Origin of the sequence: Acidiluteibacter ferrifornacis, assembly GCF_009909615.1 — a bacterium.
Taxonomy (GTDB): domain Bacteria; phylum Bacteroidota; class Bacteroidia; order Flavobacteriales_E; family Vicingaceae; genus Acidiluteibacter; species Acidiluteibacter ferrifornacis.
Genome location: NZ_WWNE01000006.1, coordinates 285,675 through 311,337, shown reverse-complemented (window position 1 = coordinate 311,337; position 25,663 = coordinate 285,675). Strand labels below are relative to the sequence as shown.

Here is a 25,663-nt window from a genome sequence, read left to right as displayed (position 1 = left end):
GATTATCTTATAATTCAAATGGTAAAAACTGGTTAGCATTGCCGCCATTACGAATTATATCACGCACGATTGATGAGTTTATTGCTGAAAACTCTGGATTGGTGAATAAAAACATGGTTTCAATATCTGGAGCTAGTTCTTTATTCATCTGAGCGATTGATTTTTCAAATTCAAAGTCTACGGTGTTTCTTAGTCCTCTCAAGATAGTATTTGCTTTTACTTTTTTACAAAAATTGATCGTTAGTCCTTCGTAGGTGGCAATTTCTGTATTGCCTATACCTTTTACACTTTTTGCAATGAACTCTTGTCTTTCTTCTATAGAGAACATTCCGCTCGTTTTATTGCTGTTGTAGCCAATAGCGATAATCACTTTGTCGAATATTGGTAATGCACGCTTGATTAGGTCGATATGCCCATTGGTGATGGGGTCAAATGAGCCGGGAAAAACCGCAATTTTCATATTTAGTCTATTTATGTTCGAAGAAGCTAAAATTCACATTACCAAATTTACGATTCAAAATCAGATTTGGATGATTATCAAAATTGAGTTCTTTTGGGTGCTCAAAAATGAGAAGACCTTTTTCATTCAATAAGGTCCCATTTAGGATACTAGTTGGTAAAATTTCAGAACCTTTTAAACCGTAGGGTGGATCAGCAAAAATGACATCAAACTGTCCAAAGTTCTTTTGAACAAAGCTGAATACATCTCCACGCAAAGGTAGAATGCAGTTACAGTTTAGCTCCTCTGCAGTTTTTCTAATGTAATTTATACAACCTCTGTCTGCATCTACTGAGGTAATCAATTGAGCTCCTCTAGAGGCAAATTCTAAAGAAATATTTCCAGTTCCCGCGAATAAGTCTAAAACGGCAATCCCTTCAAAATCTATTCGATTATTTAGCATATTAAATAGCCCTTCTTTCGCAAAGTCAGTTGTTGGTCTTACGGGAAGACTTTTTGGGGCGATTAATTTTTTTCCTTTATATATTCCACTGATTATTCGCACAAGTATTGTTGGATTAATGGGTAATATCGATGGGTTTCTGTTTGCATAATGGGTTTGGCGTATTCAACTGAATGGGGTAAGTCTGCAAATTCGATGGTAAGAATATATTTATACAGCAATTTGTAGATTGCAGAATCCTTCAAAATTTTTCCTGATAGGATAAGCACTGATTTGTTCGGGTCGAGTTTCAGTTGTTCCATAACATAGAGGAGGTAGTAAATTACATCTTCTGAGGTCTGGTAATTAAAACTATTGCTCATCAATAATTTTTGACCATTTGTTATCACCAGTTTGAATTCTCCTCCAAGAAAGTGGAGCATAATTTCAGTTCTCTTTTGATTGTTTTGAATTGCCGCTTCAATCAGGGTTGAGTTGATATTCAAGATGTTAGTATTTGGAAACTGGCTAACTATTAGCTTACTCCATACATGAGGAATGGCAAAACAATTACGAATTGGACTTTGAATTAGTTTGTTTGAAAATACTTCGTCAGTTGGACTTAAGTCAGTGTGTAACGATAAGTAGGATCTTAATTCGTGATCATCAAATAGGGGGGAAGGAATAAGAGTGCTTTTAGAATTGGAAAAAGAGCAACTTACTGATTTAAAATTTCCTTGAAGCCACTGTTCATTTTGGACAATATTCTCAAATAGCTGGGTATCCATTGTCTGATTGGAGGATGTCTGATATTCCCCAATACCAATGTACCTCTTCTCAATAATATGAAAGAGGGCAAAACAAAAACCATCTATACTTATTTGAAGTGATAGATGGTAATTTGTTTTATTGTCGTCAACCTTAGATTGATCGAACTGATGAAATACAGGCTGAATAGTTCCTGTCATATATTTTTATTATTCCCAGTTTCCACTTGTTGTTGGTTCTTCCATAGACCCAACTTTTAGTTCATTTTCAAGGTCAATGTTTTCATTTTTTGTGCTCAGGCCTTTAAGGAATTGGCTATATTTCGCTGATACTTCAAAAACGTTTACATTAACTTTGTTTTTTTCAATTTGGCCTGCATCAATCTTAAAAATTTCACCACCTGAAAATGGGATGTATTTTAATGAGTCGAGGTTCATTCCTTTAAGCACGCTATCAATCGCAGCAATTTTTGTGGTATCTCTTAAAACGATCCCCAATTCTACTGCTTGTTGCTCGGTCAATGAATCCGGCACATTACCAATAGCTTTAATTACAGAGATAGAGTCATATTTGATAAATCCAAACAATTCGTCAAACGTTTTTGCATAACGTTTTTTCTCACCTTTAAATTCATTCTGAGCAGTTCTTAAGTGAATTAAATTCTCAACGACTACCCCTTTTCTGTATTCTAATTTTTTCTCAAATTCAATTCGGCTATTTACACTGTCGTAAACAAGGTATGCAAGCACAACGGCTGCTATAAGTAGTACTGCTTGAATTGCGATTTTCATTTTTCTATGATGTTTAAACTGTTAAATTAAATTATTTGGTCGAAAATGTCCCAAAATGCTTTTTTCAAAGCCTTACAAAACTACTATTTTTTATGGTGCTGCAAAATTAAAAAATCATTAATAGTTGTCTTACCTTTATGCATTATTCGTCCGGAAAATATTCTCACATGTCCAACGCTTTTTCGTCTCTATTTATTTCACAAATGGGACATCCACCTACCAAAGATCAGTTAATTCTAATTGATAGAATGAGTCGATTTATCGACAAGAAGGAAGGAAACTGGGCCTTTATTATTCGAGGATATGCCGGTACGGGTAAAACCACCACTGTTGGAGCTATGGTAAAAGCACTGCCAAAGTTGGGATTAAAGTCCCTCTTGCTTGCTCCTACAGGGCGAGCCGCAAAAGTGTTATCTACTTTTTCAAACAAAAGAGCCTTTACGATACACAAGGCGATTTACCAGGTTAAAACGTCACCTGAAGGGTTGTCCAAATTCGTTCTGGCAGCCAATAAAATGCAAAATACCATATTTATAGTCGATGAGGCATCTATGATTTCAGATGCAGCTGGCTTATCTAATTCTGGCTTTGGATCTAGTAGAAGTCTACTTGATGACTTGATGGAGTTCGTTTTTAGTGGCCATAATTGTAAATTAATTTTTATTGGTGATACAGCTCAGTTACCTCCGGTAGGAATGGATTTAAGCCCAGCCCTTGAACCTAAATTTTTGCAATCGGCTTTTCCAATTCATCTTAAAGGAGCAGAATTAAAAGAGGTAGTTCGTCAACAATATGATTCAGGGATTTTATACAATGCAACAAAATTGAGGCTGGCTTTATTAACGGATGATTTCAATATTAAGTTTGAAATAGATGGTTACCCTGACATCATTAGGCTAGGTGGAGATGAACTAGAAGATGTTCTTAATGACTGTTACAGTAATGATGGAGAAGATCATTCTATAGTTATTTGTAGATCAAATAAAAGAGCAAACCTGTTTAATGGTCAGATTAGACAACGTATCCGTTGGATGGAGGATGAAATCGCGACAGGAGAGTATATCATGATTGTGAAAAATAATTATTTCTGGTTAGATGAAAAGTCGAAAGCAGGTTTTATTGCAAATGGAGATATTGCCGAAATTATGCGATTAGGGAATACGGAGGAAATGTACGGTTTTCGATTTGTTGATGCGACCATTCGTCTGGTCGATTATCCTGAAGAACCTCTAGTTGAAACGAAGTTGTTGTTGAATTCCTTAGAGTCCGAAAGTCCGGCGCTTGATCCTGCGGATTATAGACTGCTTTATGAACGGGTGTTGGAAGATTATGCAGACGAACCCAATCGACAAAAAAAATACGAACTCTTAAAAAAGAATCCGTATTATAATGGTTTGCAAATTAAGTTTGCTTATGCTATTACTTGTCATAAATCTCAGGGAGGGCAGTGGAAAAATGTGATAATCGACCAAGGATACCTCACTGAAGAGATGATAGATACTGCTTATATTAGATGGTTGTATACTGCGATTACTCGAGCAACACAAAAGTTGTATCTTTTAAATTTTAATGAGCGATTTTTTAATTGAGTCCTAGTGCACTTTCATAATTGCCTTTTACCAAGTCTTGCATCAATAATCGCTTTCCTTTGTAAAATGGAGTAATCCATGCATCTGTAGTTCCTTCCTTAATTACTTTTTGTCTTAAACCTTCAGCATCGTAGAATGTCTTAAATTCACCTTGGGTGAATCTGGTAATTTCATCTTGATAGTTTCTAATTTGTGGATTTCCAAACTTTAAAAGCTTGTCGTATTTAAAGTTGTTAGGTTTTCTGTATGCTCCAATTTGTACTTCAAAGTGTAAATCAGGGTGACAGATTGGCCCTACTAAGCTCAATAGTCGTTTATAGTTTTCTTCTTTATCGATGTCCTTCAACACAAATGCAGTGAATGCCTCCATGGTGTACTTGTCACAGGGGTCAGTCATTAATTTCATTTTTTCTGCAGCTATCTTTTCGTCTTCCGTCATCTCATCAGGCATTGTAATAGTGGTGCTTGATTTTTTTGCAGTAACCTCCGGGTTTGTATTTTCTATGATAGTGTTTGAAGTAGAATTCGCAGCCAATGGCTCATTATCTAATCCTTCTAAAGTAAATTCTTCTGTAAACTCATCTACCGTTTTACGCTTCCCAAATACAAATACCGTAATGAAAGCATCTTTAGCTTCTGGTTCTTTTTCAACCATCATATCTCTGAAGTTTTCTGCATGTTCCAATGTCTCAAATGGGCCAAAAGTATATCTGTAAAACCCATCTTCATATAATTTGCGAGAAATCTTTCCGTATTTACTCAAAGCTGCTAATTTAAACTCATTGGTATCCGTTACAGCTCCTACTTCTACTTTAAATGACAAACCTGCAATCGTTTTGTTACCTGCTGGCACCAAGCCTCCTGCGGTGTTACTATTGTTTTTATCATTTTCTTCAGCTACTTCCTTGTTGTATTTTTCTAATTTAATAATTCGCTTGTTCAAGTCTATTTTTTCGTACTCTATGCTATCGTTGGCAAATTCTTTGATTCGTTTAATTTGTTCAGTCAGTTTTTCTTGTAAAGAAGGAGTAATGCTAGCGTTATTTTCCGCTTTCTCTTCTTCAGGAAAATCATCTGTATATAAATCAATATCATGGTTTACTTGCACAAAAGTCTCCACTGATTCTACATTTATATATTCGTAAGTAGTTTTAGCTCCCTCGATTTCTATTGCTATTTTATACTTATTACCTGGAATCAATGAAATCATGAATTTTCCTGATTCGCTGTCTGAAGTTGTTTGATTGGCAAACTCTCCTGTGGTGGCATCAGTTGCGGTTATTTCTGCAGCTGCAACCTTTCCATTCATTTTGGTAACTCCAACTACTAATGCTAATATGGGACGTTTTCCAAAGTGTCCTGGGCTAACAACATAGATATCATTTCCACCGTAAGAGTCATCCTTCCCTGCACTGGAGTAATATCCTCTTGTACCGTCAGCAGTTAATACGTAATACCGATCGTCTTCGATTGTATTTACAGGGTAGCCAATGTTTTCAGGTGCATCCCACACGCCATCATCATTATAAGTGTAAAAGATGTCATACCCACCAATGCTATTGTGGCCTTTTGAACTAAAGTACAATGTTTTGTTATCAGGATGAATAAATGGAGCGTCTTCATCGTACCGTGTATTGATGGTTGGGCCTAAATTAACTACATTGCCCCAATCACCATTTTTTAAACGCTCAGCTTTGTAGATGTCTCTACCCCCATATCCGCCTTCTCGTTCACTGGTGAAGTATAAGGTTTTTTCATCACTAGTTAGACTTGCGCTGCCTTCCCAAGAATCAGAATTAATTTCTGAGTTTAGTGGTCTAGGTGTAGTAAAAGATCCATCTTCTAACTCACTTAAATAGATGTCTCCTTCATTTTTATTACTACTTCTGTAGGTGAATAGTTTTCTTCCATTTGCTGAAATGGCGATACTTGCATCATGTTTACTGGTGTTGATATTATTACCAATGCTTCTTGGTTCTGACCACTCTTCTCCTCTTTTATAAGAAATCATGATATCTTCATAATATTCTCCTTTAGGGTCTGAGTTCCCTGCTCTATCCATTCTTCCTCCAACACTTCGCTCACCTCTGTAGGTAAAAATGAGTAGTCTCTCATCAGGAGTAATAATAGGGACATATTCTTCATATTTTGTGTTGATGGGAGGTCCTATATTTTCAATTACTAATTCCAAACTATCTGGCACGATTCCTTTTGCGTTTTGGCAATTTTCAATGAATAAGCGAGCCTTTACCTTATCTTCAGGTAAAACTTGACTCGATTGTATATACTTATTGAAATTTTTTATGGCTTCGTCGAATTGGTGGTTGACAGCATATGCTCGTCCAATAAAGAAGTAGACATCAACGTAATCGGGATTTTTCTTTTGAACGTCAAGCAGGTAATCTAAAGACTCTTCTTTTTTGTCATTTAGGAAAGAGTAGCAAATTCCTACCATCAACTTATAGTACAAATCTTCCGGATTGGCTTTGTTTAATCTTTCGAAAATGGTAGCAGCGGTTTGATAATACTCATCGTTGTAATATGCCTCTCCTTTCTGCATTAACAATTTTTCTTCTTTTTTACCGATAACTTCTTGGGCAGTAATGCTTGAAGTGGTAAATAATAAAAGAAGTAAGATGGTTGTAATTCTCTTGCTCATAGTGTAATGGATATAGTTCTTCCTGCTGATAAAAATAGAAAATATAGTTATCAACATTTGTTGAAAACCATATACTTATTAACAGTTAATTCTTAACAAGCTAAACCTTTGAGATGATTAACCCTCTATTCTATCAGGTTCGAATCTACTTTTGAAAAAGAGTGTAAAGTTTTATGAACAGGGCATTTATTGGCAATTTCTAAAAGACGATTTTTTTGATCATCATCCAAATTGCCTATTAACTCAATATTTCTTTCAAAATGATCTATTTTTGAATTTGAATCACTACTTGATATTTTGGAATGGTTGACATGAACAGTTGCTACATTTAGTTCCCACTTTTTTCGTCGAGCATAAAGCTGCAGAGTTAAGCTAGTGCAGCTTGCTAGTGCAGCAGATAATAGTCCGTATGGATTTGGGCCTATATCATTCCCTCCAAGACTTTTGGGTTCATCTACAATAAGTGGATGACCATCAGCTATTACCTCTGTAGTCAGACTTTCTGCATTTGTTTGTGCTGCTGCTTGGTGATTGGTGTCGAAGATTTTCTCCTCATTAAAAACCAAATAACGATTGACCCAGTTGCCAATTATTTCACCGATATAAGTGGAGTCATTTTTGTCGGATAATAAATGATCTGCACCATCTAATGAAATAAAACTTTTAGGATGTTTAGCGGCTATATATATTTTTTCAGCATTGTCTATTTCAACAATTTTGTCTTGAGGAGAATGCAAAATTAGCAATGCTTTGCCCAATCCTGATATTATATGTTCACTGTCATTTTCATTCAGTGATTTCAATAAGTCATTATTTACTGTAAATGGACGACCTCCAATAGATACTTTTGCTCTACCCTTATTTTTAATTTCTGCTATGCTGTCTTCAAAAAGGTGAGTGGCATGGTTAGGTTGATAAGGAGATCCAATTGTGACAACCCCTTTTGCTGAAACAATTTTTTTTGAGGCGTGTAACATTGCTGTTCCCCCCAATGAATGACCAATGAGTAGTTTGGGTGCCTCTATTTCTGTTGCTAGAAAATGGGCTGCTACTTCAAGGTCATCTATATTTGTTTCAAAGTTGGTCGACTCAAATTCCCCTTCACTTTCTCCAAGTCCTGTAAAGTCAAATCGTAAGACTGCAAAACCTGCAGAGGTTAGTCCTTTACTGATATTTTTTACAGCAGTTAAATTTTTAGAGCAAGTAAAACAATGAGCGAATAGTGCAGTTGCTTTCGGATGTTGATGCACCGGCCAGTCAATTATTGCTGCAATTTTTTCGTTATTCTTGTTTTCGAAAGTTACTTTTTCTGATCTCATATTCAAATATAATCATAACTGTATTTTTTGAACCGCAGTCAAACGACAATTCGAATTAATTCAACCAGATATTTAGTTAAATTCGTGAACTAGAAATTAGAAAACTTGTTATAGGATAAAATAGAAAAATATGGATACTACAAATTTTAAAGGGAATAAAGTAAACTTGGCAGGGAGTTTGCCAAAAGTTGGAGATGTTGCGCCAGACTTTACTTACGTTAAATCAGATCTTTCTGAAGGAAAATTGTCTGATTTATCCAATAAGGTGAAAGTGTTAATTGCAGTTCCAAGTTTAGATACAGGAGTTTGCCAAATGGAAACTAGAGCATTCAATAGTAAATTAAAAGAAAGAGTAGGAATCGAAGGATTGATTATCTCTAAAGATTTGCCATTCGCTATGAAGCGATTTTGCGAATCTGAAGGTATTGAAAATGTCACCAATGCATCAGATTTTAGGTATCATGAATTTTCAAAATCGTATGGGTTGGATATGACTGAAGGTCCATTAAAAGGACTGCATGCACGTGCGGTTTTTGTGGTTGACCAAAACAATAGAATTACTTTTAGTGAATTAGTTGATGATATTACCCATGAGCCCAATTACGATAATGTAATGAAAGCTATTGACGAGCTAAAGTAGCAGTTAGTATATTCAAATCATAATAGTCCTTTTAACTGATATTCTCGGTTGAAAGGACTTTTTTTATTTTATGTTTTCCAATTCTTTATTGATCAGAGTACTAATTTGATCTGCTTTGTCAACTACCATAAAATGAGAACCATTTTTAATTTCTGTAAAATCTTTCACCCATTTTTTGGGGAAAACCAAATCCATTGAGCCATGGATATGGAAATAATTGGATGCTATTAATTCGTTATCCCAATGAGAAACAGCGTGAACCCCCCAATCTATAAACTCATCAGGAGTTTTCTTTAGCATCGCATTGAATAGTTCTAATTCTTCTTTGGAGATTCGGTTATAAATTGGTTTTAACATTCCGCCGTAATTCTTAAACCAACTAGCAGCTTTGGAAATGTCAAAAGGTAAATGGTCAACTAATGAAAAGTAGGGTGGAAGTTCATGTTTGGTTTTAATAGTAGAAATCAGAAAAAGTTGTTTGGTTGGGATTAATTTGCTGATTTCTATACTTAGGATTCCTCCTAATGAAACCCCCATAAGTATTGGTTTCTCATTTTCTATTTGGTCTAGCAGTCGAGTGGCATAGGAAGCAGGAGTGTCGCTTGGAGTGGCTTCTACCCACTTCACGGGAATAAGTTCCGCATTTAAATTTAATCTACTAAACAATCGGTGATCGGCACCCAATCCGGGGATGCAATAAATCTTCTGCATTTTACTCGTTTTGAAGTGCAAAGTTATTGATATCCTTTTTCAAAGAGAGAATAAAAAATGGTAAATAATTTTAAAAAAAATACCTCAATCCTTCTATGAAGAATTGAGGTGAAACTAAAACCAATTACTATAAAAAACTACTTTGCTATAATGATCTTTTTGGTTTCCCAAGAATTGTCTTGTCGTTGTATTCTTAAAAAGTAGAATCCATCTTCAATTGAATTGGGGAACTGAAAGCTTGGTGCCAAACCTTTTGAGGTCAAATCGGCTTCCATTATTATTGATCCACTTACATCAATTACTTGAAGATTTTTCATTGGCTCATCAGAAGATATAGTAATCATCCCATTCGATGGTACAGGATAAATGTTGATGTCAGAGTTAGAAACTCCTTCTTCTTTTACACCAATTCGAATCACAGGGCAAGCAAAATTACTAGCCGTTGTTCCAGTCTGAATTTGCATATTGTCATAAACCGTTTTGGCATGATTTAAAGAGTTAATCATAGCAGGAACAGCATTCAAGTGACTTGGGCCAGTTGATACCGAATCATATCCATACCCAATGGCTAATACGATTGTTTTGCGTTCGTTGGGCTGAAGCGAAAAATAGGGGATGGCGGCCAATCCTCTTCTGTCTCCAATAGAATTTCCAATGCTTATTTCAGACCAACCTGTGTTGGCAACAGGATCTCCTGTAAACATATAATTTGTTGGAATTGTAGTTACCCCAGGTCCTCTAAAGCCATTTCCACCGTAGGTAATGTATTGTCCATTTTTCCATCTAGCATTTAGGTAGTTGTGTACATCACTTGAGTTGCGCATGTCCCCGTTGTCTGCACTGCCAGTAGTATTAAAAACAAAATTGTCCATGGAGTCGCTTAAAAACTTAACTCCTATAGCTGGAGGATTTAGTCCAAAACCTTTTTGTCCATAGGCGCTATTGTCATCTGAATCACCATTGTATCCATACATGATGTTATTTATACTGTCACAACCCATATAATCATCTCCTGCATAGCCTAAATCAATGTCTATCCAAAAGCCAACCTTAATGGAGTCGTACGCCACATTAGCTCGATTCACAATTGTCCGCTCTAAAAATACGTTTTGATTAATTAAAGGATCGTTTGGGTCATTAAATCCATACAACATGTTGTGATATTCCAAATCGCTTAAAGCAGAAGTGTCATTAGGTCGGTTAATCCAATAAATAGCTTCATCACCTTTTATTACTGGGTAATCTCCGTTCGCTGGGTCGTAACATCCATTTGAGTTGACATCCACGAATGGAGCTAAATCAAAGGGTTCATTCAATGAAGAGTCTCCAATGGCTGGCCAATTTAAAATTCCATCTGGCATTTGGTAGCCGGAATTATTAGACTGTGCAATGTGAGTTAAAATTTCAGTTTTAGAAACTTTAGCCATAAAACTTCTGGTAGCTTCTCTTTTATTACTCTTTGGACCAATGAAGTAGTCTTGTTCCCATGGCACTATTGGATGTGCATCAAAAGTTGTTGAAGTGGCTTTTTTTGCTGAAACTATAAAGTTGGCTGCGTAAATTCCATGTGTTACATTGCCTTTTGGAAATTCGAATGATGCAACTCCAAGAAGTGAATTATTAAAAACAGGTCCTTTGCTAGAGATCTGTGTGTTGATGGTATTAACATCGAAGTCATTTACTGCCTGAGCTATTCCCACATTTATAGAAGCAAAATAAAACCCATTATCAGTCCCAAATGCTATGGTATTGTCAGCTGTCTCCACTGAAGTGATGTTTTCGATTGTGTGATTAAAATAATGTCTTTTTAAGTCGCTTAAATTCCCTGAATAAATACTTGCATAGTAATTTCCTTCCGTTTGATATCCTACCCAATATTTCCCTGATTGATCAGTTTGAAATTGATCTGCATTTTTTGGTTCTCTTTGAGAGTGATTAATCTGGAATGGTAATTTAGTAATTACATTTTGTTGGATAATATAAAAGGGATTTGGATAGAGGCTGCCAATTATTAGTTGCCCATTATTTAATAACTTAAATTTAGATTGAATAATAATTGCTGTTGAATCGGCATCAAATATCTTGTAACTGTTCCAAGTTATTCCATCAAAAATTTCTAAATTATTTATGGAGTCATTTCCAAATATTGCAAATTTTGTAATAATATATATATGGTCAGAAGAATCCACTCCTAGGGAATAAGCTATTTTGTTGGGATACTGTGTGAACTGTGTTCCATCAAAACTGGCAACCCCAGTAAGAGTTCCAATCCATAAAGTCCCATTAGAAGTTACTTGTATTTCTTTAACTTCATTGGAGGGTAATCCATTTCTAGCAGTATAATTAGTAAAAGTTAATCCATCAAAAACAGAAATTCCGCTATCAGTATGCAGGAATAATAAATTATTCCCCAATTCCATGTCCAATATTTTGTTGGTGTTTAAACCACTATTGGCAGTAGTGTAATTGGTGAAAGTGCCTTGATTGAAATGAGAAAGTCCTGCATTGGTTCCTAAGTAAATGCTTTGGCTGTTTTCAATCACTAATCTGTTTATAGAGTCTTGAATTAAACCATCATCAGAATTGTAGTAGTTCCAGTAATCTTGGCTCATTCCAAGAGTGGAGAGAAGGGATAGTCCGAGGGTAAATAATACTGATTTCATAGTTGTAGTTTTTTAGTGAATACTAGTTTCTAATTCAAAGACAAGATATAAACTAAAAGCGTCTACTAGTTGGATAAAAAAAACTTCAATTATTTATGTAAAACAGAAGTGGTCAATGGAAGGAAGAGAAAGACGAACAAAAAAGGTCAATGCAGTTAGCATTGACCTTTTGAAGAATCGCGATAGCGAACATTTTTATAACCTTTTTCCTGTTGCCAATCGATAAAGAATACCGATTACGGCAAGAATTAATAATATGTGAATCAAGCCGCCAACTGCAGCTCCAAATCCAATAAATCCGATTAACCATCCTACAATTAGAAGAACGATTAGTAAATTGATAATACCATTCATAGTTTTAAGTTTTTTGGTTTAAAACGATATTTCAAGAGTTGTTCCATTGAAGGCGAATGTAGGTTCATATAACTCAAACGTCTTAATTGTAGGGGCTTGCTCGAATGTTGAGTAAACTAATTGAAAATTAATGTGCATAGTAATTGTGTGAAAATTGTCTACAATGTTGGGCAATTAATTCGTGGATGTTGCATAAAAAAAGCCAAGTCGATTCGACTTGGCTTTTTCAAATTTTCCAATAGAATAACTTTATACTCCCTTTGCTAAAATTGAGTTAAAGGTAGCACTTGGTTGCATGGCTTTTGAAACTAAAACCCTGTTAGGGTGGTAATAACCTCCCATGTCAACTTTTACTCCTTGTGCGCTGTTCAATTCGTCAACGATTTTGGTTTCGTTATTTGCCAATTCCTTAGCAATTTCAGTGAATTTTGCTTTTAATTCAGCGTCTTCATTCTGATTCGCAAGCGCCTTAGCCCAATACAATGCTAAATAAAAATGGCTGCCCCTGTTATCTAATTCGCCAACTTTTCTTGAAGGTGATTTGCTGTTGTTTAAGAAATCTCCAGTAGCTTCATCTAAGCAATTCGCCAAAACCAATGCTTGTTTATTGTTGGTTTTTTCACTTAAATGCTCCAATGAAACAGCTAATGCCAAAAACTCACCAAGTGAATCCCAACGCAAGTGATTTTCTTCTTCAAATTGTTCCACATGTTTTGGCGCAGATCCTCCAGCACCAGTTTCAAATAGACCACCGCCGTTCATCAGAGGAACGATAGATAACATCTTTGCACTTGTACCTAATTCTAAAATAGGGAATAAGTCTGTTAAGTAATCTCTCAATACATTTCCTGAAACAGAGTTGGTGTTTTCTCCATTCTTAACTCTTTCTAAAGTATATCTAGTTGCAGCCGATGGCGACATAATCTGAATGTCTAAACCATTAGTGTCATGATTTTTTAAGTATTTTTTTACTTTCAAAATTACTTGTGCATCATGCGCTCTATTCTCGTCTAACCAAAAGATAGTTGGCCATCCGGTAGCTCGTGCTCTAGAAACGGCTAGTTCGACCCAGTTTTCAATTGGTGCATCTTTTACTTGACACATTCTCCAAATATCACCTGCTTCAACTATGTGCTCCATTAAAATAGTTCCATCTGATGAAACTACCTTAACTTTTCCATCAGATTTGATTTCAAATGTTTTATCATGAGAGCCATATTCTTCTGCTTTTTGAGCCATTAAACCAATGTTAGGAACGGTTCCCATAGTTCTAGGATCAAAGGCCCCATTTTCTTTACAGAACTTTATAGTTTCATCGTAAATCCCTGCATAACTACTATCTGGAATAATAGCTTTGGTATCTTGTAATTTACCAGCAGTATTCCACATTTGTCCTGAAGTACGAATCATCGCTGGCATAGAGGCATCAATAATTACGTCACTTGGAACGTGAAGATTTGTTATACCTTGATCAGAGTTTACCATCGCCATAGCAGGGCCATTTGCAATTTCTTGGTCTATTGCAGTTTGAATGGCTTCTTTCTTCTCCTCAGGCAATTGTTCTATTTTAGATAAGATACTACCTAATCCATCATTTGGATTGGCACCAACAGCGTTTAGGTCAGCATTAAACTTTTCAAATACCGGTTTGAAAAAGCTTTCAACTGCATGACCAAAAATAATCGGATCAGACACTTTCATCATTGTTGCTTTCATGTGCAATGAATACAGTACACCTTTCTCTTTAGCATCTTTCTTTTGCTCATCCAAGAAGGCAATTAAAGCCTTTTTACTTAGAAAAGTTGCATCAATTATTTCTCCTTCCAAAACTGGAACACAAGACTTTAGGTCAATTTCGGTGCCATTAAGATCTTCATGAACTATTTTGAGGTCATCCGCTTTAGATAAGGTTACAGACTTTTCATTGCTGAAAAAATCGTTCTTCCCCATTGTCGCTACATGAGACTTAGAGTCTTTAGACCAAGCTCCCATGGAATGCGGATGCTTTTTTGCAAATTCTTTTACTGCTTTCGGAGCTCTTCTGTCAGAGTTTCCTTCTCTTAGTACTGGATTTACGGCACTACCTTTTACTTTGTCGTATCTGGATTGAATTTCCTTTTCTTCATCAGTTACCACAGATTTAGGATAATTAGGGATTGCAAATCCTTGAGATTGTAATTCGCTAATGGCCTCCAAAAGTTGAGGAACAGAAGCACTGATATTTGGTAATTTGATAATATTGGCCTCAGGTGTTTTGGCTAGTTCTCCTAATTCGGCTAATGCATTTCCTACTTTTTGCTCTTCAGACAAGTATTCAGGGAAAACAGACAAAATTCTAGCTGCCAAAGAAATATCTCGTGTTTCTACTTCTACGCCTGCGGCTTTTGAAAATGTTTTGACAATTGGTAAAAATGAGTACGTTGCTAAAGCAGGAGCTTCATCCGTCTCCGTATAAATGATTTTTTGTGCCATAAGGTTATTAAATTATTAGGTTGAGGAGATATAAATCACCGAAATCTTTCAAATTAAAGGTTGCAAATTTAAGCTTTTACTACAGACTTCAAAAATGAAAAAGGGAAGGAGTGGAATATTCCTGACTATTGACAGGAAAGACACCAATTCTTTTTGGTTTGCTCATTTCTAAGGTAGAGGAGGTGAGCTGACTTCGTTGTAAATAAATGACAAAATAAATTGGGTTCGGACTCATAGATTTTATTCAATAATTCACTTCTATCTTTTTCAGATATTTCTGAGGAAGGATAAGAAGAAATTGAAACCAAGTTGGCAGCCACTTCTGCGTCAAATGCCTTCGATAGCTGCTTTTTTAAAATTGTTGCTGCCCAATTTATTTGCAATTGAAACATATAGTATTGAGCATATGACAACATTTCATCTCTAGTATTATCTGTTGACATAATGCTGTTATAGGCATTCTGGAGGCTTTTCTTTCTTTCTCTAATGTCCCCTTTTTCGTAGTAATAGTCAGCTGAGAGCAAATAGAAATTGGTGTTCAATTTCTCTAGCTTGTCTTTTGAGATGGTAGAGTCTGCACTTGCTGACTTAAAATATTCTTCCCACTTTTCAGGAGAAACTGGTGCTTTTTTACTCATTTCCCATTGGTGTAAAATGGAAAGGCATAGGTTATAACTGATAATAGGATTGGTTTTATCCACTAAGTATAATCCCAGTAGTGTTCGTCTTAAGTGCTCTCTCTCAGCCAGTACTTTTTTTCCCTCTAGTTGATGTCTAGCTATGGCAGTGTTAGAAATCAATGCTAGATTTTCTCTAACCTGCTCCATTTTAGTTATGGTAATTACGTTTTTAGCTGCTTCTTCATTGTTTTTTGCACGCTCAATCAATTCTTTTTGAATAGTTAAAGCATTGTTTATTTTATTAGATTCAATGGATTCTTTGTATTCTTGAATTAAAGAGTTAGTAGGTTCTGAAGTAATATTTTTAAGCATACCAAACCTCACAGTCGTAAGTTGAGAGGAGCGAAAGAAATTTATTTCATTAGGGTCTTCAGTTGAATTAAGTATTTCGATTTTATCTTTAAAAGAAACACCTCTTACATCTATAGCTATGGTACGATTTGCAATGAACTTTTCAATAGACTTCCAAGTATCGTGTGAAGAAATATGTGGCTTTTTGACTATAGATTTTGACTTTTCTTGATAGATTGCTTTAACTTTTGAACTGTCAAAAGGAGACAGGGCGTTGTAATCGATTTTAATTGATAATTCTTGAATAGGTTGAACTGAATTTTGCAGAGAGTCGAGTAGGTTAAGCACCTTTTCAGTTTCAGCGGAATTAAATTTTCGCTCTTCATAAAATGTTGCTACCTCAGAAGCGGGATTAAATACTTCCCATTTTGGTTCCAACCAATGTAGATTTTTTGCCTTCGTTTTAGCTTCAGGGATGTAATTGCAAACACTTCCTTCTTTAAATATCAAAAGATTAACATTGACATCTTCTGACTGATAATAACTCGGTAGTTCTCCCAATTCTATTTTATTTAAAAAATTTCCTTCTGGAGTTTTATAGTTTATAGATGAAGCCTTAATTGGTCGAAGTAATAATCCATAATGAATGTTACTTGGGTATAGTTTTATTCCTCCATCACAATTGAATTGATCTTTTCCCACTATGTCAATTGAAAAGCCATCTCTACCGTCTGAAAGTATTTCAGAAAGGAGCTCACGGTCACTATTTTCCAAATAAATTTTTCCGTTCTCAACAAAAACTTTGTCAGATAATAATTCTGGTAGAAAGCTATTTTTTCTATTGAATAAGTCACAAATGGTTTTGTTGTACTCTACTAAACCGTAATCATCTTCTCGGTCTTTTTTTTCTCTTAGTTCATACGGTGAAGAAGCTATCACACTAACTATGGATATTTCGCGCCTTTCAGGATGAAAGCTAGCTGCTACTCCAATATTAAAATAAGTATTATCGTCAAGTATTGTCTTGGAATCTTTCTTTTTATTCCACTCGTTAAGTGCGGCTTTCGCAGCATCTGTATAGGTGTTAATTGTGAATGATTCTGTAGAAGTTGTTTTTATTGGAGCTCCCACAGATGCTATGTAGATTAATTCTCCAATTTCATAATGTAAACCTTTATAAAACCGCACTCTTTTTTGAACATTCTCTTTGACTACTTCCTCTTGGGTATGCCCCTCTTTGTTGTTTTTTTGATTGTATTCGGCTTGGTCAAATGCTGCTGCATCCAGTGATTCGTCACGAAGTAAAAGAGGTAAATGCTGCTGTTTTCGATATTCATTTACTGCATCCACCAGTTGACTTTCCATCTCCAATTGGTCAAAACTTTCAAGATCAATTTTTAGCTGGCCTTGAGCCCAACAAATCATTGGAGAAAGCAAAGAGAGAAACAAAAAAATACCTATTTTCATAATGTGGTAATAAAAAATGGCTGTAATCCTAAAATTACAGCCATTAATATAAAATCATTTTGATTAATCTACAAATTCAAAAGTTACCTTTCTGTTTTCAGGTTTTGATTGTTCTTCAACATTGCTGTCTAGTACTATGCGACCTGTTAAGCCTTTAGCATCCATGTATTTCTTTATAGCAAAAGCTCTTCCTTTCGATAGTTTATCTGCATTAGACTCTGATTTATTAGCATGTCCTGTAGCTTTTAACTTTTTCGTTGGATTCTTTTTCAGATAATCCACAATTTGGTCTAAAGTAACTTCGCCTTCCATTTCAATATCTTTTGAACCTTCTTCAAAAGTTACGATCTGATAAATGGGACTGTACTCTTTTTTTTGTGCAGCAACTTTTTCACCTGGCTTAACTGTAGTTCCATCAGAATTTACAAAAACTTTGCTTTCCGCTTTACTTGATTCTTTATCTTTTTCTGAAGTTGAAAAAGACTTAAATTCTGTTTCCAATTTACCCCCTGCAATTTTTTCGCATACACAAGATTCAGCAGGCTGCCCTTCCATATCTATTACCGACACATTATCAAGGTAGTAATATCCATCCATTTTTTGAGCACCTGAAAATTCTCTCGATTGTCTAACTCTTTCGGTTACGGTGTTTTCTTCACTCATGAAGTTTCCAATTGTGATGAATTTTTCACCCCCTTGCGCTTCGTATAGCCCACAAATTGGGACCCAATCAAACTGTTTATCAATCGGACTATTTTTTAACTTCATGATTTGTGGTTTGAAATTTAAATCTCCGTCTTTGGTAGAAGTAACTGCTTCATTGGAGACATAGATTCCGATATTGTTGGTCGCATATTTTGAACGATCAGAAAAACTCACGAAAAATTTCATGCAATATTTTTTTCCTGCTGTCAGCTCTTTTGTTAATTCTGTTTGCAAGTACCCTTTAGGAGCTCGACCTCTATATCCATAAATATTTAGGCCAACGTAATTACTACCATCTTGCGCTTTTTCTTCTCCATATGCATTTTCAGGTACCCCAAAATCTTTGTTTTTTGCGTCAGCACTATATAAATCTACTTTTTTTAAGGTGGCTGATGTCCAAGGGTAGGCTAGCTCAATTTCTCCTGCTTCTTTAATTTTCTTTTCAACTTGCTCAAAACTTGGGTTAGGAACTAAGTTTTCTTGTGCAATACTATGGATTGCAATCATTGAAAAAATAGTGTAAATGATTTTTTTCATAATTTTTTTCTTAGGTCTTTCTCAATTATTATACCGAATCCATAAAGATAATGGAATCTGATTGAATTTGTCATTAATTCAAAAAAAATCCCCACCTCTATTAAAGGCGGGGATTTTAGATGTGATTCAAATAAATGATTAAGCGTTTGCTTTCTTTATCATGTTTAATGCTGAGCCCTCTCTAAACCAACCGATTTGTTGGTCGTTGTAGGTGTGGTTCAATTTGATTTGTTCTTTAGAGCCATCTGCATGAACTAATTCTAACGTCAATTGCTTATCAGGAGCAAAGTCTTTTAGGTCAATAAAGTTGAACGTATCCGCTTCTTGAATTTTGTCATAGTCTGATTCGTTTGCGAACGTTAATCCTAACATTCCTTGTTTTTTCAAGTTTGTTTCGTGGATACGAGCAAATGATTTTACGATAACTGCTACTACACCTAAATGGCGTGGTTCCATTGCAGCGTGCTCTCTCGAGGAGCCTTCCCCGTAGTTATGATCTCCAACAACAACTGATGGAATTCCTGCTGCTTTGTAAGCTCTTGCTGTTGCAGGAACTGGTCCTTTTTCACCAGTCAATTGATTGGTTACTTCATTGGTTGCTCCTCCAAATGCATTTTCTGCACCTATCAAGCAGTTGTCAGAAATATTATCTAAGTGACCTCTAAATCTTAACCATGGGCCTGCCATAGAAATGTGATCTGTGGTACATTTACCGAAAGCTTTAATCAATAATTTTGCACCTGTTATGTTTTCACCATTCCATGGAGCGAAAGGCTCTAGTAATTGAAGACGATTTGAATCTGGAGCCACTTTTATAACGATGCTACTACCATCTTCAGCTGGCGCTTGGAATCCATTATCTTCATATGCAAATCCTTTTGTAGGTAACTCAATTCCTGTCGGTTCTGCTAATTTTACTTGCTCTCCTTTTTCATTGGTTAAGGTGTCTGTGATTGGGTTGAAGTCCAACTTACCACTAATTGCAACTGCGGCTACCATTTCAGGTGAAGTCACAAATGCATGAGTGTTTGGGTTGCCATCAGCTCTTTTAGAAAAGTTTCTATTGAAAGAGTGTACAATAGAGTTTTTCTCTTTCTTCTCAGCACCTGCTCTGTCCCACTGTCCGATACATGGGCCACATGCGTTGGTGAAGATTGTTACTGATGGAAATTTCTTAAAAGTATCCAATAAGCCATCTCTTTCTGCAGTATATCTTACTTGTTCTGACCCAGGATTAATTCCCAACTTAGAAACTGGTTTTACTCCTTTGTTAAAAGCATCTTCTACGATTGATGCAGCTCGGGTTAAATCCTCGTATGAAGAGTTGGTACAAGAGCCAATTAATGCCCACTCGATGTCTGTTGGCCAATCATTAGCAGCAGCCTTTTCTTTCATTTCAGAAACAGGTGTTGCCAAATCAGGCGTAAATGGACCATTCAAGTGAGGAGTCAATTCATCTAAATTGATTTCGATTACTTGGTCAAAATATTTCTTTGGATCTGCATATACTTCATCATCACCAGTTAAGTGCTCTGCTACTTCATCGGCTAATGCAACTACATCTTCTCTACCTGTTGCTTTCAAGTATCTTCTCATAGAGTCATCATAACCGAAGGTAGAAGTGGTTGCTCCAATTTCAGCTCCCATGTTACAAATGGTACCTTTACCTGTACAAGATAAATTTTTGGCACCTTCTCCAAAATATTCTACTACAGCACCTGTACCACCTTTTACAGTTAAAATTCCAGCCACTTTTAGAATTACATCTTTGGCAGAAGTCCAACCATTCAATCGGCCAGTTAGTTTTACTCCAATTAATTTAGGGAATTTCAGTTCCCATGGCATCCCGGCCATTACGTCCACAGCATCAGCACCACCTACACCAACGGCGATCATACCTAGCCCACCTGCGTTTACTGTGTGAGAGTCAGTACCAATCATCATTCCACCTGGGAATGCGTAATTTTCTAGTACTACTTGGTGAATAATACCTGATCCGGGCTTCCAGAATCCAATACCATATTTATTACAAACCGAGCTTAAGAAATTAAAAACTTCGTTGTTTTTGTTCAACGACTCTTGTAAGTCTTTATCTGCTCCAATCTTTGCTTGAATTAGGTGGTCCGCGTGAGCCGTAGATGGAACCGCTACTTTTTTCTTACCTGCCTGCATAAACTGCAACAAAGCCATTTGAGCAGTAGCATCTTGCATCGCTACTCTGTCTGGTTTGAAATCTACATAAGATTTACTTCTAATGAACTCTTCTGTAGTAGATCCTTGCTCTAAATGCGAGTAAAGAATCTTTTCTGTTAAGGTCAATGGTCGATTCAATATTTTTCGAGCAGCTTCTACACGCTCTCCCATTACTGAATAAACCGCTTTAATCATTTCAATATCAAATGCCATTTGTTTCTTTCGTTAATGCGTTATTAATGATGTTTCGAGGGTTGCGAATTTAACGATTTTCAACCATTTTTAAAACCGTTCCTCACAAAATATATTTACTCGAACACGAGAATGGGTAATATTGTCCTAAATTAAATTAAGTCGATGCAGGATGTTGTAATTGAAAATATAAAAGAATCTTTTAAGTCAGTTCGAACTCAATTGTTGAGAACCATCTTAACGGTTTTGATTATTGCTATTGGGATTTGCGCTTTGGTTGGGATTTTAACTTCTATCGATGCCATAAAAACTTCTATTAGTAGCAATTTCAGCAGTATGGGTTCCAATACATTCTCTATTAAAAATGAGGGAAGTAATATCCGTATGGGCAAAAGAGGTAAGAAAGCAAAGGTGTATCCTGTAATCGATTTTCAAGATGCTAGAGATTTTAAAACCCAATTTTCTTACCCATCGGTGGTTTCTATTAGTTCAAGGGCAACTGCCACTGCTACATTGAAATATGAATCAGAAAAGACCAATCCTAATATTTTTGTATTTGGCTGTGATGAGAACTATACGGTGACTTCCGGATATGAAATAGCAGAAGGGAGAAACTTCTCCATAAGTGAAGTGAATTCTGGCGCTCACGTCGTGATAATTGGACATGAAATTAGAACTACTTTGTTCGGGAATAATTCAGAAGCCATTGATAAAATTATTTCAATTGGTTCAGGTAAGTATAGAGTTGTAGGTGTTCTGAAAGAGAAGGGGAGTAGTATGGGGTTTAGTGCGGATAAAAATGCGCTCATTCCTTTGCAGAACGCGCGTCAGTATTTTTCATCTGCGAATACATCCTATTTGATAAATGTGATGGTAAACCAACCTGAAGAATTGGATGGCGCTATCGGAGAGGCGACAGGTGCATTTCGAGTTGTTAGAGGTGATGGAATAAAAGAAGAATCGTCTTTTGAAATTAGTCGGTCTGATAGTGTAGCTAACCTACTGATTGAAAATTTGTCCATGGTGAGTTTTTCAGCCTATATTATTGGTTTTATCACTTTGTTGGGAGCTGCCATCGGATTGATGAATATTATGTTGGTGACAGTAACTGAGCGAACCAAAGAAATCGGAGTAAGAAAAGCATTGGGTGCAAGCAGTAGAATAATAATGATGCAGTTTTTAGTCGAAGCTGTGATTGTATGTCAATTGGGTGGAGCTGTAGGGATAGTGTTGGGAATAATTATAGGGAATGTGGTCTCAGGTTTTGTAGGTGCTGGATTTATTATCCCATGGGACTGGATGATTTTAGGAGTGATTCTGTGTTTAATTGTAGGGGTAGTTTCAGGTATTTATCCAGCTCAAAAGGCTGCTAGCTTAGATCCTATTGAATCGTTACGATACGAGTAGCTTGCCAATGCATCAATTTTTTCCATATGTCAATTATTAATTGTCAATGTTGAATTATTAATTGTTGAATGAATAAGCTAATTCTTTTTTAACTGTTTAGAAAAACCTTAGCGAACCTAGCGATAAATTAAAATTTGCCATAAAAAAACCTCTTCCGATTGAACGAAAGAGGTTTCTAATAATTTGTTGTGTTGGCTTACTCAGCAATCACTTCGAAGTCGATCGTAATCGTTACATCTCTGTGTAATCTGATTTCAGCTTGGTAAGTACCAATCTCCTTAATCTGAGCGCCTAAAATCTTAATGCTTCTCTTGTCAATATCATGACCTTGAGCATTGATAGCTTCAGCTAATTGGATTGTGTTTACTGAACCAAATATTTTTGTTCCAGCTTCACCAACTTTAGCACCAACTTTTACAGCTGCTTTCTCTAATTTCTTAGCAGTAGCTTGAGCTGCTTCTTTTATTTTTGCCTCTTTGTGACTTCTTTGTCTCAAAGTTTCTTCTAACATTTTCTTAGCAGATGCAGTTGCAACTGCAGCGTGACCTTGAGGAATCAAAAAGTTTCTAGCGTATCCAGGTTTTACAGTCACTAAATCATCTTTAAAACCTAAGTTCTCAACGTCTGTTTTTAATATAATTTCCATCTCTTATCCTCCTTATTTGTATAAATCAGTTACGTATGGCATCAAACCTAAGTGACGACATCTTTTAATCGCTTGTGCCACTTTTCTTTGATACTTTAATGAAGTTCCTGTAATTCTTCTTGGAAGAACTTTTCCTTGCTCGTTTACAAATTGAGCTAAGAAGTCAGGGTTTTTATAATCGATGAATTTAATTCTGTTTTTCTTGAAACGACAATACTTGTCTTTCTTTACCTCAATTGATGGAGGATTTAAATATCTAATTTCAGATTTATCAGCCATAATGCTTTTTTTTAGTCTGTTATTACTTTTATTACTTTTTTGTACCTAGCGCTTTGTTCTTTTCAATTCTTCTTGCAGCATACTCAACACCATATTTGTCAAGTTTGATGGTTAAGAATCTCATGATTCGCTCATCTCGTCTAAATGCAGTTTCAATTTTTTCAATTAATTCTCCATTTGATGACTCGAATTGGTACATCTGATAAAAACCTGTTGATTTTTTTTGAATTGGGTAAGCTAATTTTTTTAAGCCCCAGTTCTCGTCATTGACGATTGCTCCACCATTTTCAGTAATGATAGCTTTGAATTTGTCGGCTGTTTCCTTTGTCTGCTCAAGAGACAAAACGGGAGTCATAATGAAAACCGCCTCATAATGATTGCTCATTGGTATAAATTTTAGTTAATAATATTCCCCAAAAAAGGGAGCACAAAAGTAAGTAAAGATTTATTGATTTCAAATACTTTGCTCCAATAGAGATTTGCAGCCAGTAAAATTATTGAATTCTTAAGAGAAAGTTGAGTTCAACCCATTTAATCAACCAATAGTCAATGGTTATACAATTGATTGTAGTCAACAATTTTACATCAATCTAAGCATGTCATTACAAGAAATAATTCCTAATTTAGATGCCAATGCACTCTATGAATTTAGGATAATGATTACGCAAAACGCAGGAAGAGTAATAACAGCAGTAATGGACACCGCCCAAATGACAGTGACAGCTCCAGGAGCTTCTACTGTAGCTGCCGTAAATGCTTCTGCTACCAAATACGTGAAGTTTTATTACCTAGGTAGCCACCTCACCACACTAGCAGGCAGTAACAATAGAGTAGACTTAAGAATTAATGTAGCAGCGGGAACCGGCTTTTCAACCTCTACAGCCACTATTTCTGATATTAGTATCAATGAAGTAACCTTTGGAGCCAATGCTCCTATAGCCTTGAGAAATGGTGCGGCCTATCGCTATGGCTTTAACGGTATGGAAAGAGATGATGAGATGAAAGGCTCAGGAAACTCGTATGACTTTGGAGCTAGAATTTATGATCCGAGGCTGGGAAGGTGGATGAGTTTAGATCCATTATTCTCTGTACAGCCAGGCTTTAGTCCTTATGTAGGGTTTAATAATAACCCTCTAATTTTTGTTGATCCTGATGGAAAAATTGTAGAGTATGCTAATGCAAAGACTCAAAAGGTTGTAGAGTCAGCTATGGCTGCTGATCCTAAATTTGCTAAAGCTGTTCAAACTCTAATAAATTCTGATGTTGTGTATAATTACACATTAAAGGGAACTGCGGATTATGACAAGTTACGAGCAGGTGGTGTAGCGAATCCAGGAGGTGTTTCATCAGATGGAAGTCAAATTAATATTAGCTTCGAACTTATTGAAAACTCAGTCCTAAATGGAGAGAATTCTTCGCTTTACCATGAGACCGAACATGGTGTTCAGTTTGAGCATGGAGAAGTTGGTTTTAAGAAGGATTCTGATGGTAAATGGGTTTTGGATGCTGCCTATGATATAAATGATGAAGTAAAAGCCTTTGAGGTAGGAATGGAAGCTCCAGGGAACGATGAAGTTGCAAAAGAACAGTTTAACAAGAAAACCCCCGAGCAAAAAATTAATGATATAGGTCGTAAATCTACAACATATGGTGAGTTGAAAGAACAAGCTAACAGAGATAAGGCTGCAGGCAACTCTGTAGATAGAAATGAACCTAGTTCACCAGACGGAGAACAAAAAACTGTCAGGACAAGCACAAAATTTTTTAAGACACATAAAGAGCGTTGAAAGATGAAGTACTATTTATTCAAGATACTTATGGTTACCATTGCGTTTGATGGATGTTCTCAAAGTAAATTTGCCGAAGATTTTTTGGGTAGAATTTACATTATTGAAACTCAAGATGCCTTTTTTCAGTTTAAGAAAAATAATAATGCAACTTATTATACTATAGATGATTTTGGTAGTAGAGAACTTAGTAAACATAGTGCTTCTTGGACTATTTTGAAAGACACTACCCTTGTTTTGACAGTAAAGTATGGGGGCGGTTTAGAAAATGCTATTTTTTTTTTAAAATATAATTTGGATGGGGATTATTGGTTAGATAGAGATATGCCTTCAGCCTACCGACGAATGAAATATGTTAGCTACAAAGATTTTTATATTGAAGAGTTTTAAATATACTTCTAGCCCCTGCTCCGCAAGATGTTCATTAAAACTAAGAAGTTCCGCAGTGGTTTTCAACCCTGCACCACAGGATGTTCATTAAAACTAAGAAGTTCCGTAGGTATTTTCAATGCTGCGGCAAAATAAAGAAAAGAGAAAAGCCAACTTTAGGGTTGGTTTTTTTATGGGGTAACTAATTCTAAAATAGTTAAAATTGTGAGCAGTATAGCTAATACCCGTTAGCGCGGACTTGC

Annotated in this window: 21 protein-coding genes; 5 read left to right on the top strand and 16 right to left on the bottom strand. The window is 35.9% G+C overall.

Features of this window, described 5'->3' with window-relative positions; genetic code table 11:
* Positions 1-7: 7 nt before the first annotated feature.
* From coaD to GQN54_RS07785, 4 genes are read right to left on the bottom strand one after another with little or no spacing between them, the layout of a single operon-like run.
* Complete coding sequence (gene coaD / locus GQN54_RS07800; protein WP_207554852.1) at positions 8-460, bottom strand: pantetheine-phosphate adenylyltransferase; 453 nt, start codon at positions 458-460, stop codon at positions 8-10.
* Positions 461-467: 7 nt separating this feature from the next.
* A complete protein-coding gene (rsmD, locus tag GQN54_RS07795; RefSeq protein ID WP_160632967.1) occupies positions 468-1,004 on the bottom strand; it encodes a 16S rRNA (guanine(966)-N(2))-methyltransferase RsmD in 537 nt (178 codons plus the stop codon).
* Complete coding sequence (locus GQN54_RS07790) at positions 995-1,849, bottom strand: DUF3822 family protein (RefSeq protein ID WP_160632966.1); 855 nt, start codon at positions 1,847-1,849, stop codon at positions 995-997. Before GQN54_RS07790 ends, rsmD begins: the two co-directional genes overlap by 10 nt.
* Before the next feature lie 9 nt (positions 1,850-1,858).
* A complete protein-coding gene (locus tag GQN54_RS07785) occupies positions 1,859-2,440 on the bottom strand; it encodes a hypothetical protein (RefSeq protein WP_160632965.1) in 582 nt (193 codons plus the stop codon).
* A 167-nt stretch (positions 2,441-2,607) separates the two neighbouring features.
* On the opposite strand from GQN54_RS07785, the gene GQN54_RS07780 reads away from it, so the two are divergent.
* The gene (locus GQN54_RS07780) at positions 2,608-4,029 is read left to right on the top strand and encodes an ATP-dependent DNA helicase (RefSeq protein WP_160632964.1); all 1,422 of its coding nucleotides are present in this window, start codon (positions 2,608-2,610) and stop codon (positions 4,027-4,029) included.
* On the opposite strand, the gene GQN54_RS07775 is transcribed toward GQN54_RS07780, so the two are convergent.
* Both GQN54_RS07775 and GQN54_RS07770 read right to left on the bottom strand, forming a co-directional pair.
* Entirely contained in the window at positions 4,022-6,688 is a 2,667-nt protein-coding gene (locus tag GQN54_RS07775; protein ID WP_160632963.1) for a tetratricopeptide repeat protein, read from the bottom strand. The genes GQN54_RS07780 and GQN54_RS07775 overlap by 8 nt on opposite strands.
* Positions 6,689-6,813: 125 nt before the next feature.
* A complete protein-coding gene (locus tag GQN54_RS07770; protein WP_160632962.1) occupies positions 6,814-8,007 on the bottom strand; it encodes a bifunctional alpha/beta hydrolase/OsmC family protein in 1,194 nt (397 codons plus the stop codon).
* A 130-nt stretch (positions 8,008-8,137) separates the two neighbouring features.
* Between GQN54_RS07770 and tpx the strand changes: the two genes are divergently transcribed.
* Positions 8,138-8,647, top strand: a complete 510-nt coding sequence (gene tpx / locus GQN54_RS07765) for a thiol peroxidase (RefSeq protein WP_160632961.1) — start codon at positions 8,138-8,140, stop codon at positions 8,645-8,647.
* A 63-nt stretch (positions 8,648-8,710) separates the two neighbouring features.
* On the opposite strand, the gene GQN54_RS07760 is transcribed toward tpx, so the two are convergent.
* From GQN54_RS07760 to GQN54_RS07730, 7 genes are all read right to left on the bottom strand, one after another.
* On the bottom strand, positions 8,711-9,358 hold the full coding sequence (locus GQN54_RS07760; protein WP_160632960.1) for an alpha/beta hydrolase: 648 nt from the start codon (positions 9,356-9,358) through the stop codon (positions 8,711-8,713).
* 137 nt (positions 9,359-9,495) lie between these two features.
* A complete protein-coding gene (locus tag GQN54_RS07755) occupies positions 9,496-12,021 on the bottom strand; it encodes a T9SS type A sorting domain-containing protein (RefSeq protein WP_160632959.1) in 2,526 nt (841 codons plus the stop codon).
* 195 nt (positions 12,022-12,216) lie between these two features.
* Complete coding sequence (locus tag GQN54_RS07750) at positions 12,217-12,375, bottom strand: lmo0937 family membrane protein (RefSeq protein ID WP_160632958.1); 159 nt, start codon at positions 12,373-12,375, stop codon at positions 12,217-12,219.
* A gap of 249 nt (positions 12,376-12,624) precedes the next feature.
* Positions 12,625-14,847, bottom strand: a complete 2,223-nt coding sequence (locus GQN54_RS07745; protein WP_160632957.1) for an NADP-dependent isocitrate dehydrogenase — start codon at positions 14,845-14,847, stop codon at positions 12,625-12,627.
* Between the two features lie 125 nt (positions 14,848-14,972).
* On the bottom strand, positions 14,973-17,285 hold the full coding sequence (locus GQN54_RS07740; RefSeq protein WP_160632956.1) for a CAP domain-containing protein: 2,313 nt from the start codon (positions 17,283-17,285) through the stop codon (positions 14,973-14,975).
* Between the two features lie 63 nt (positions 17,286-17,348).
* The gene (locus tag GQN54_RS07735) at positions 17,349-18,527 is read right to left on the bottom strand and encodes an OmpA family protein (RefSeq protein WP_160632955.1); all 1,179 of its coding nucleotides are present in this window, start codon (positions 18,525-18,527) and stop codon (positions 17,349-17,351) included.
* A 138-nt stretch (positions 18,528-18,665) separates the two neighbouring features.
* The gene (locus tag GQN54_RS07730) at positions 18,666-20,933 is read right to left on the bottom strand and encodes an aconitate hydratase (protein WP_160632954.1); all 2,268 of its coding nucleotides are present in this window, start codon (positions 20,931-20,933) and stop codon (positions 18,666-18,668) included.
* 144 nt (positions 20,934-21,077) lie between these two features.
* On the opposite strand from GQN54_RS07730, the gene GQN54_RS07725 reads away from it, so the two are divergent.
* Complete coding sequence (locus GQN54_RS07725) at positions 21,078-22,319, top strand: ABC transporter permease (protein WP_160632953.1); 1,242 nt, start codon at positions 21,078-21,080, stop codon at positions 22,317-22,319.
* Positions 22,320-22,515: 196 nt separating this feature from the next.
* Here the strand turns inward: GQN54_RS07725 and rplI are convergent, their stop codons facing one another.
* From rplI to rpsF, 3 genes are read right to left on the bottom strand one after another with little or no spacing between them, the layout of a single operon-like run.
* Positions 22,516-22,965 carry a 50S ribosomal protein L9 gene (gene rplI, locus GQN54_RS07720; protein ID WP_160632952.1) on the bottom strand — a complete coding sequence of 150 codons (450 nt, stop codon included), beginning with the start codon at positions 22,963-22,965 and terminating at the stop codon, positions 22,516-22,518.
* Positions 22,966-22,977: 12 nt separating this feature from the next.
* A complete protein-coding gene (gene rpsR, locus GQN54_RS07715) occupies positions 22,978-23,244 on the bottom strand; it encodes a 30S ribosomal protein S18 (protein ID WP_160632951.1) in 267 nt (88 codons plus the stop codon).
* Between the two features lie 31 nt (positions 23,245-23,275).
* Positions 23,276-23,629, bottom strand: a complete 354-nt coding sequence (rpsF, locus tag GQN54_RS07710; protein WP_160632950.1) for a 30S ribosomal protein S6 — start codon at positions 23,627-23,629, stop codon at positions 23,276-23,278.
* Positions 23,630-23,840: 211 nt separating this feature from the next.
* Between rpsF and GQN54_RS07705 the strand changes: the two genes are divergently transcribed.
* Positions 23,841-25,031 (top strand): RHS repeat-associated core domain-containing protein, encoded by a 1,191-nt coding sequence (locus tag GQN54_RS07705; protein WP_160632949.1) that lies wholly within the window; start codon positions 23,841-23,843, stop codon positions 25,029-25,031.
* Between the two features lie 3 nt (positions 25,032-25,034).
* Entirely contained in the window at positions 25,035-25,421 is a 387-nt protein-coding gene (locus GQN54_RS07700) for a hypothetical protein (protein WP_160632948.1), read from the top strand.
* The last annotated feature ends 242 nt before the right edge of the window (positions 25,422-25,663 follow it).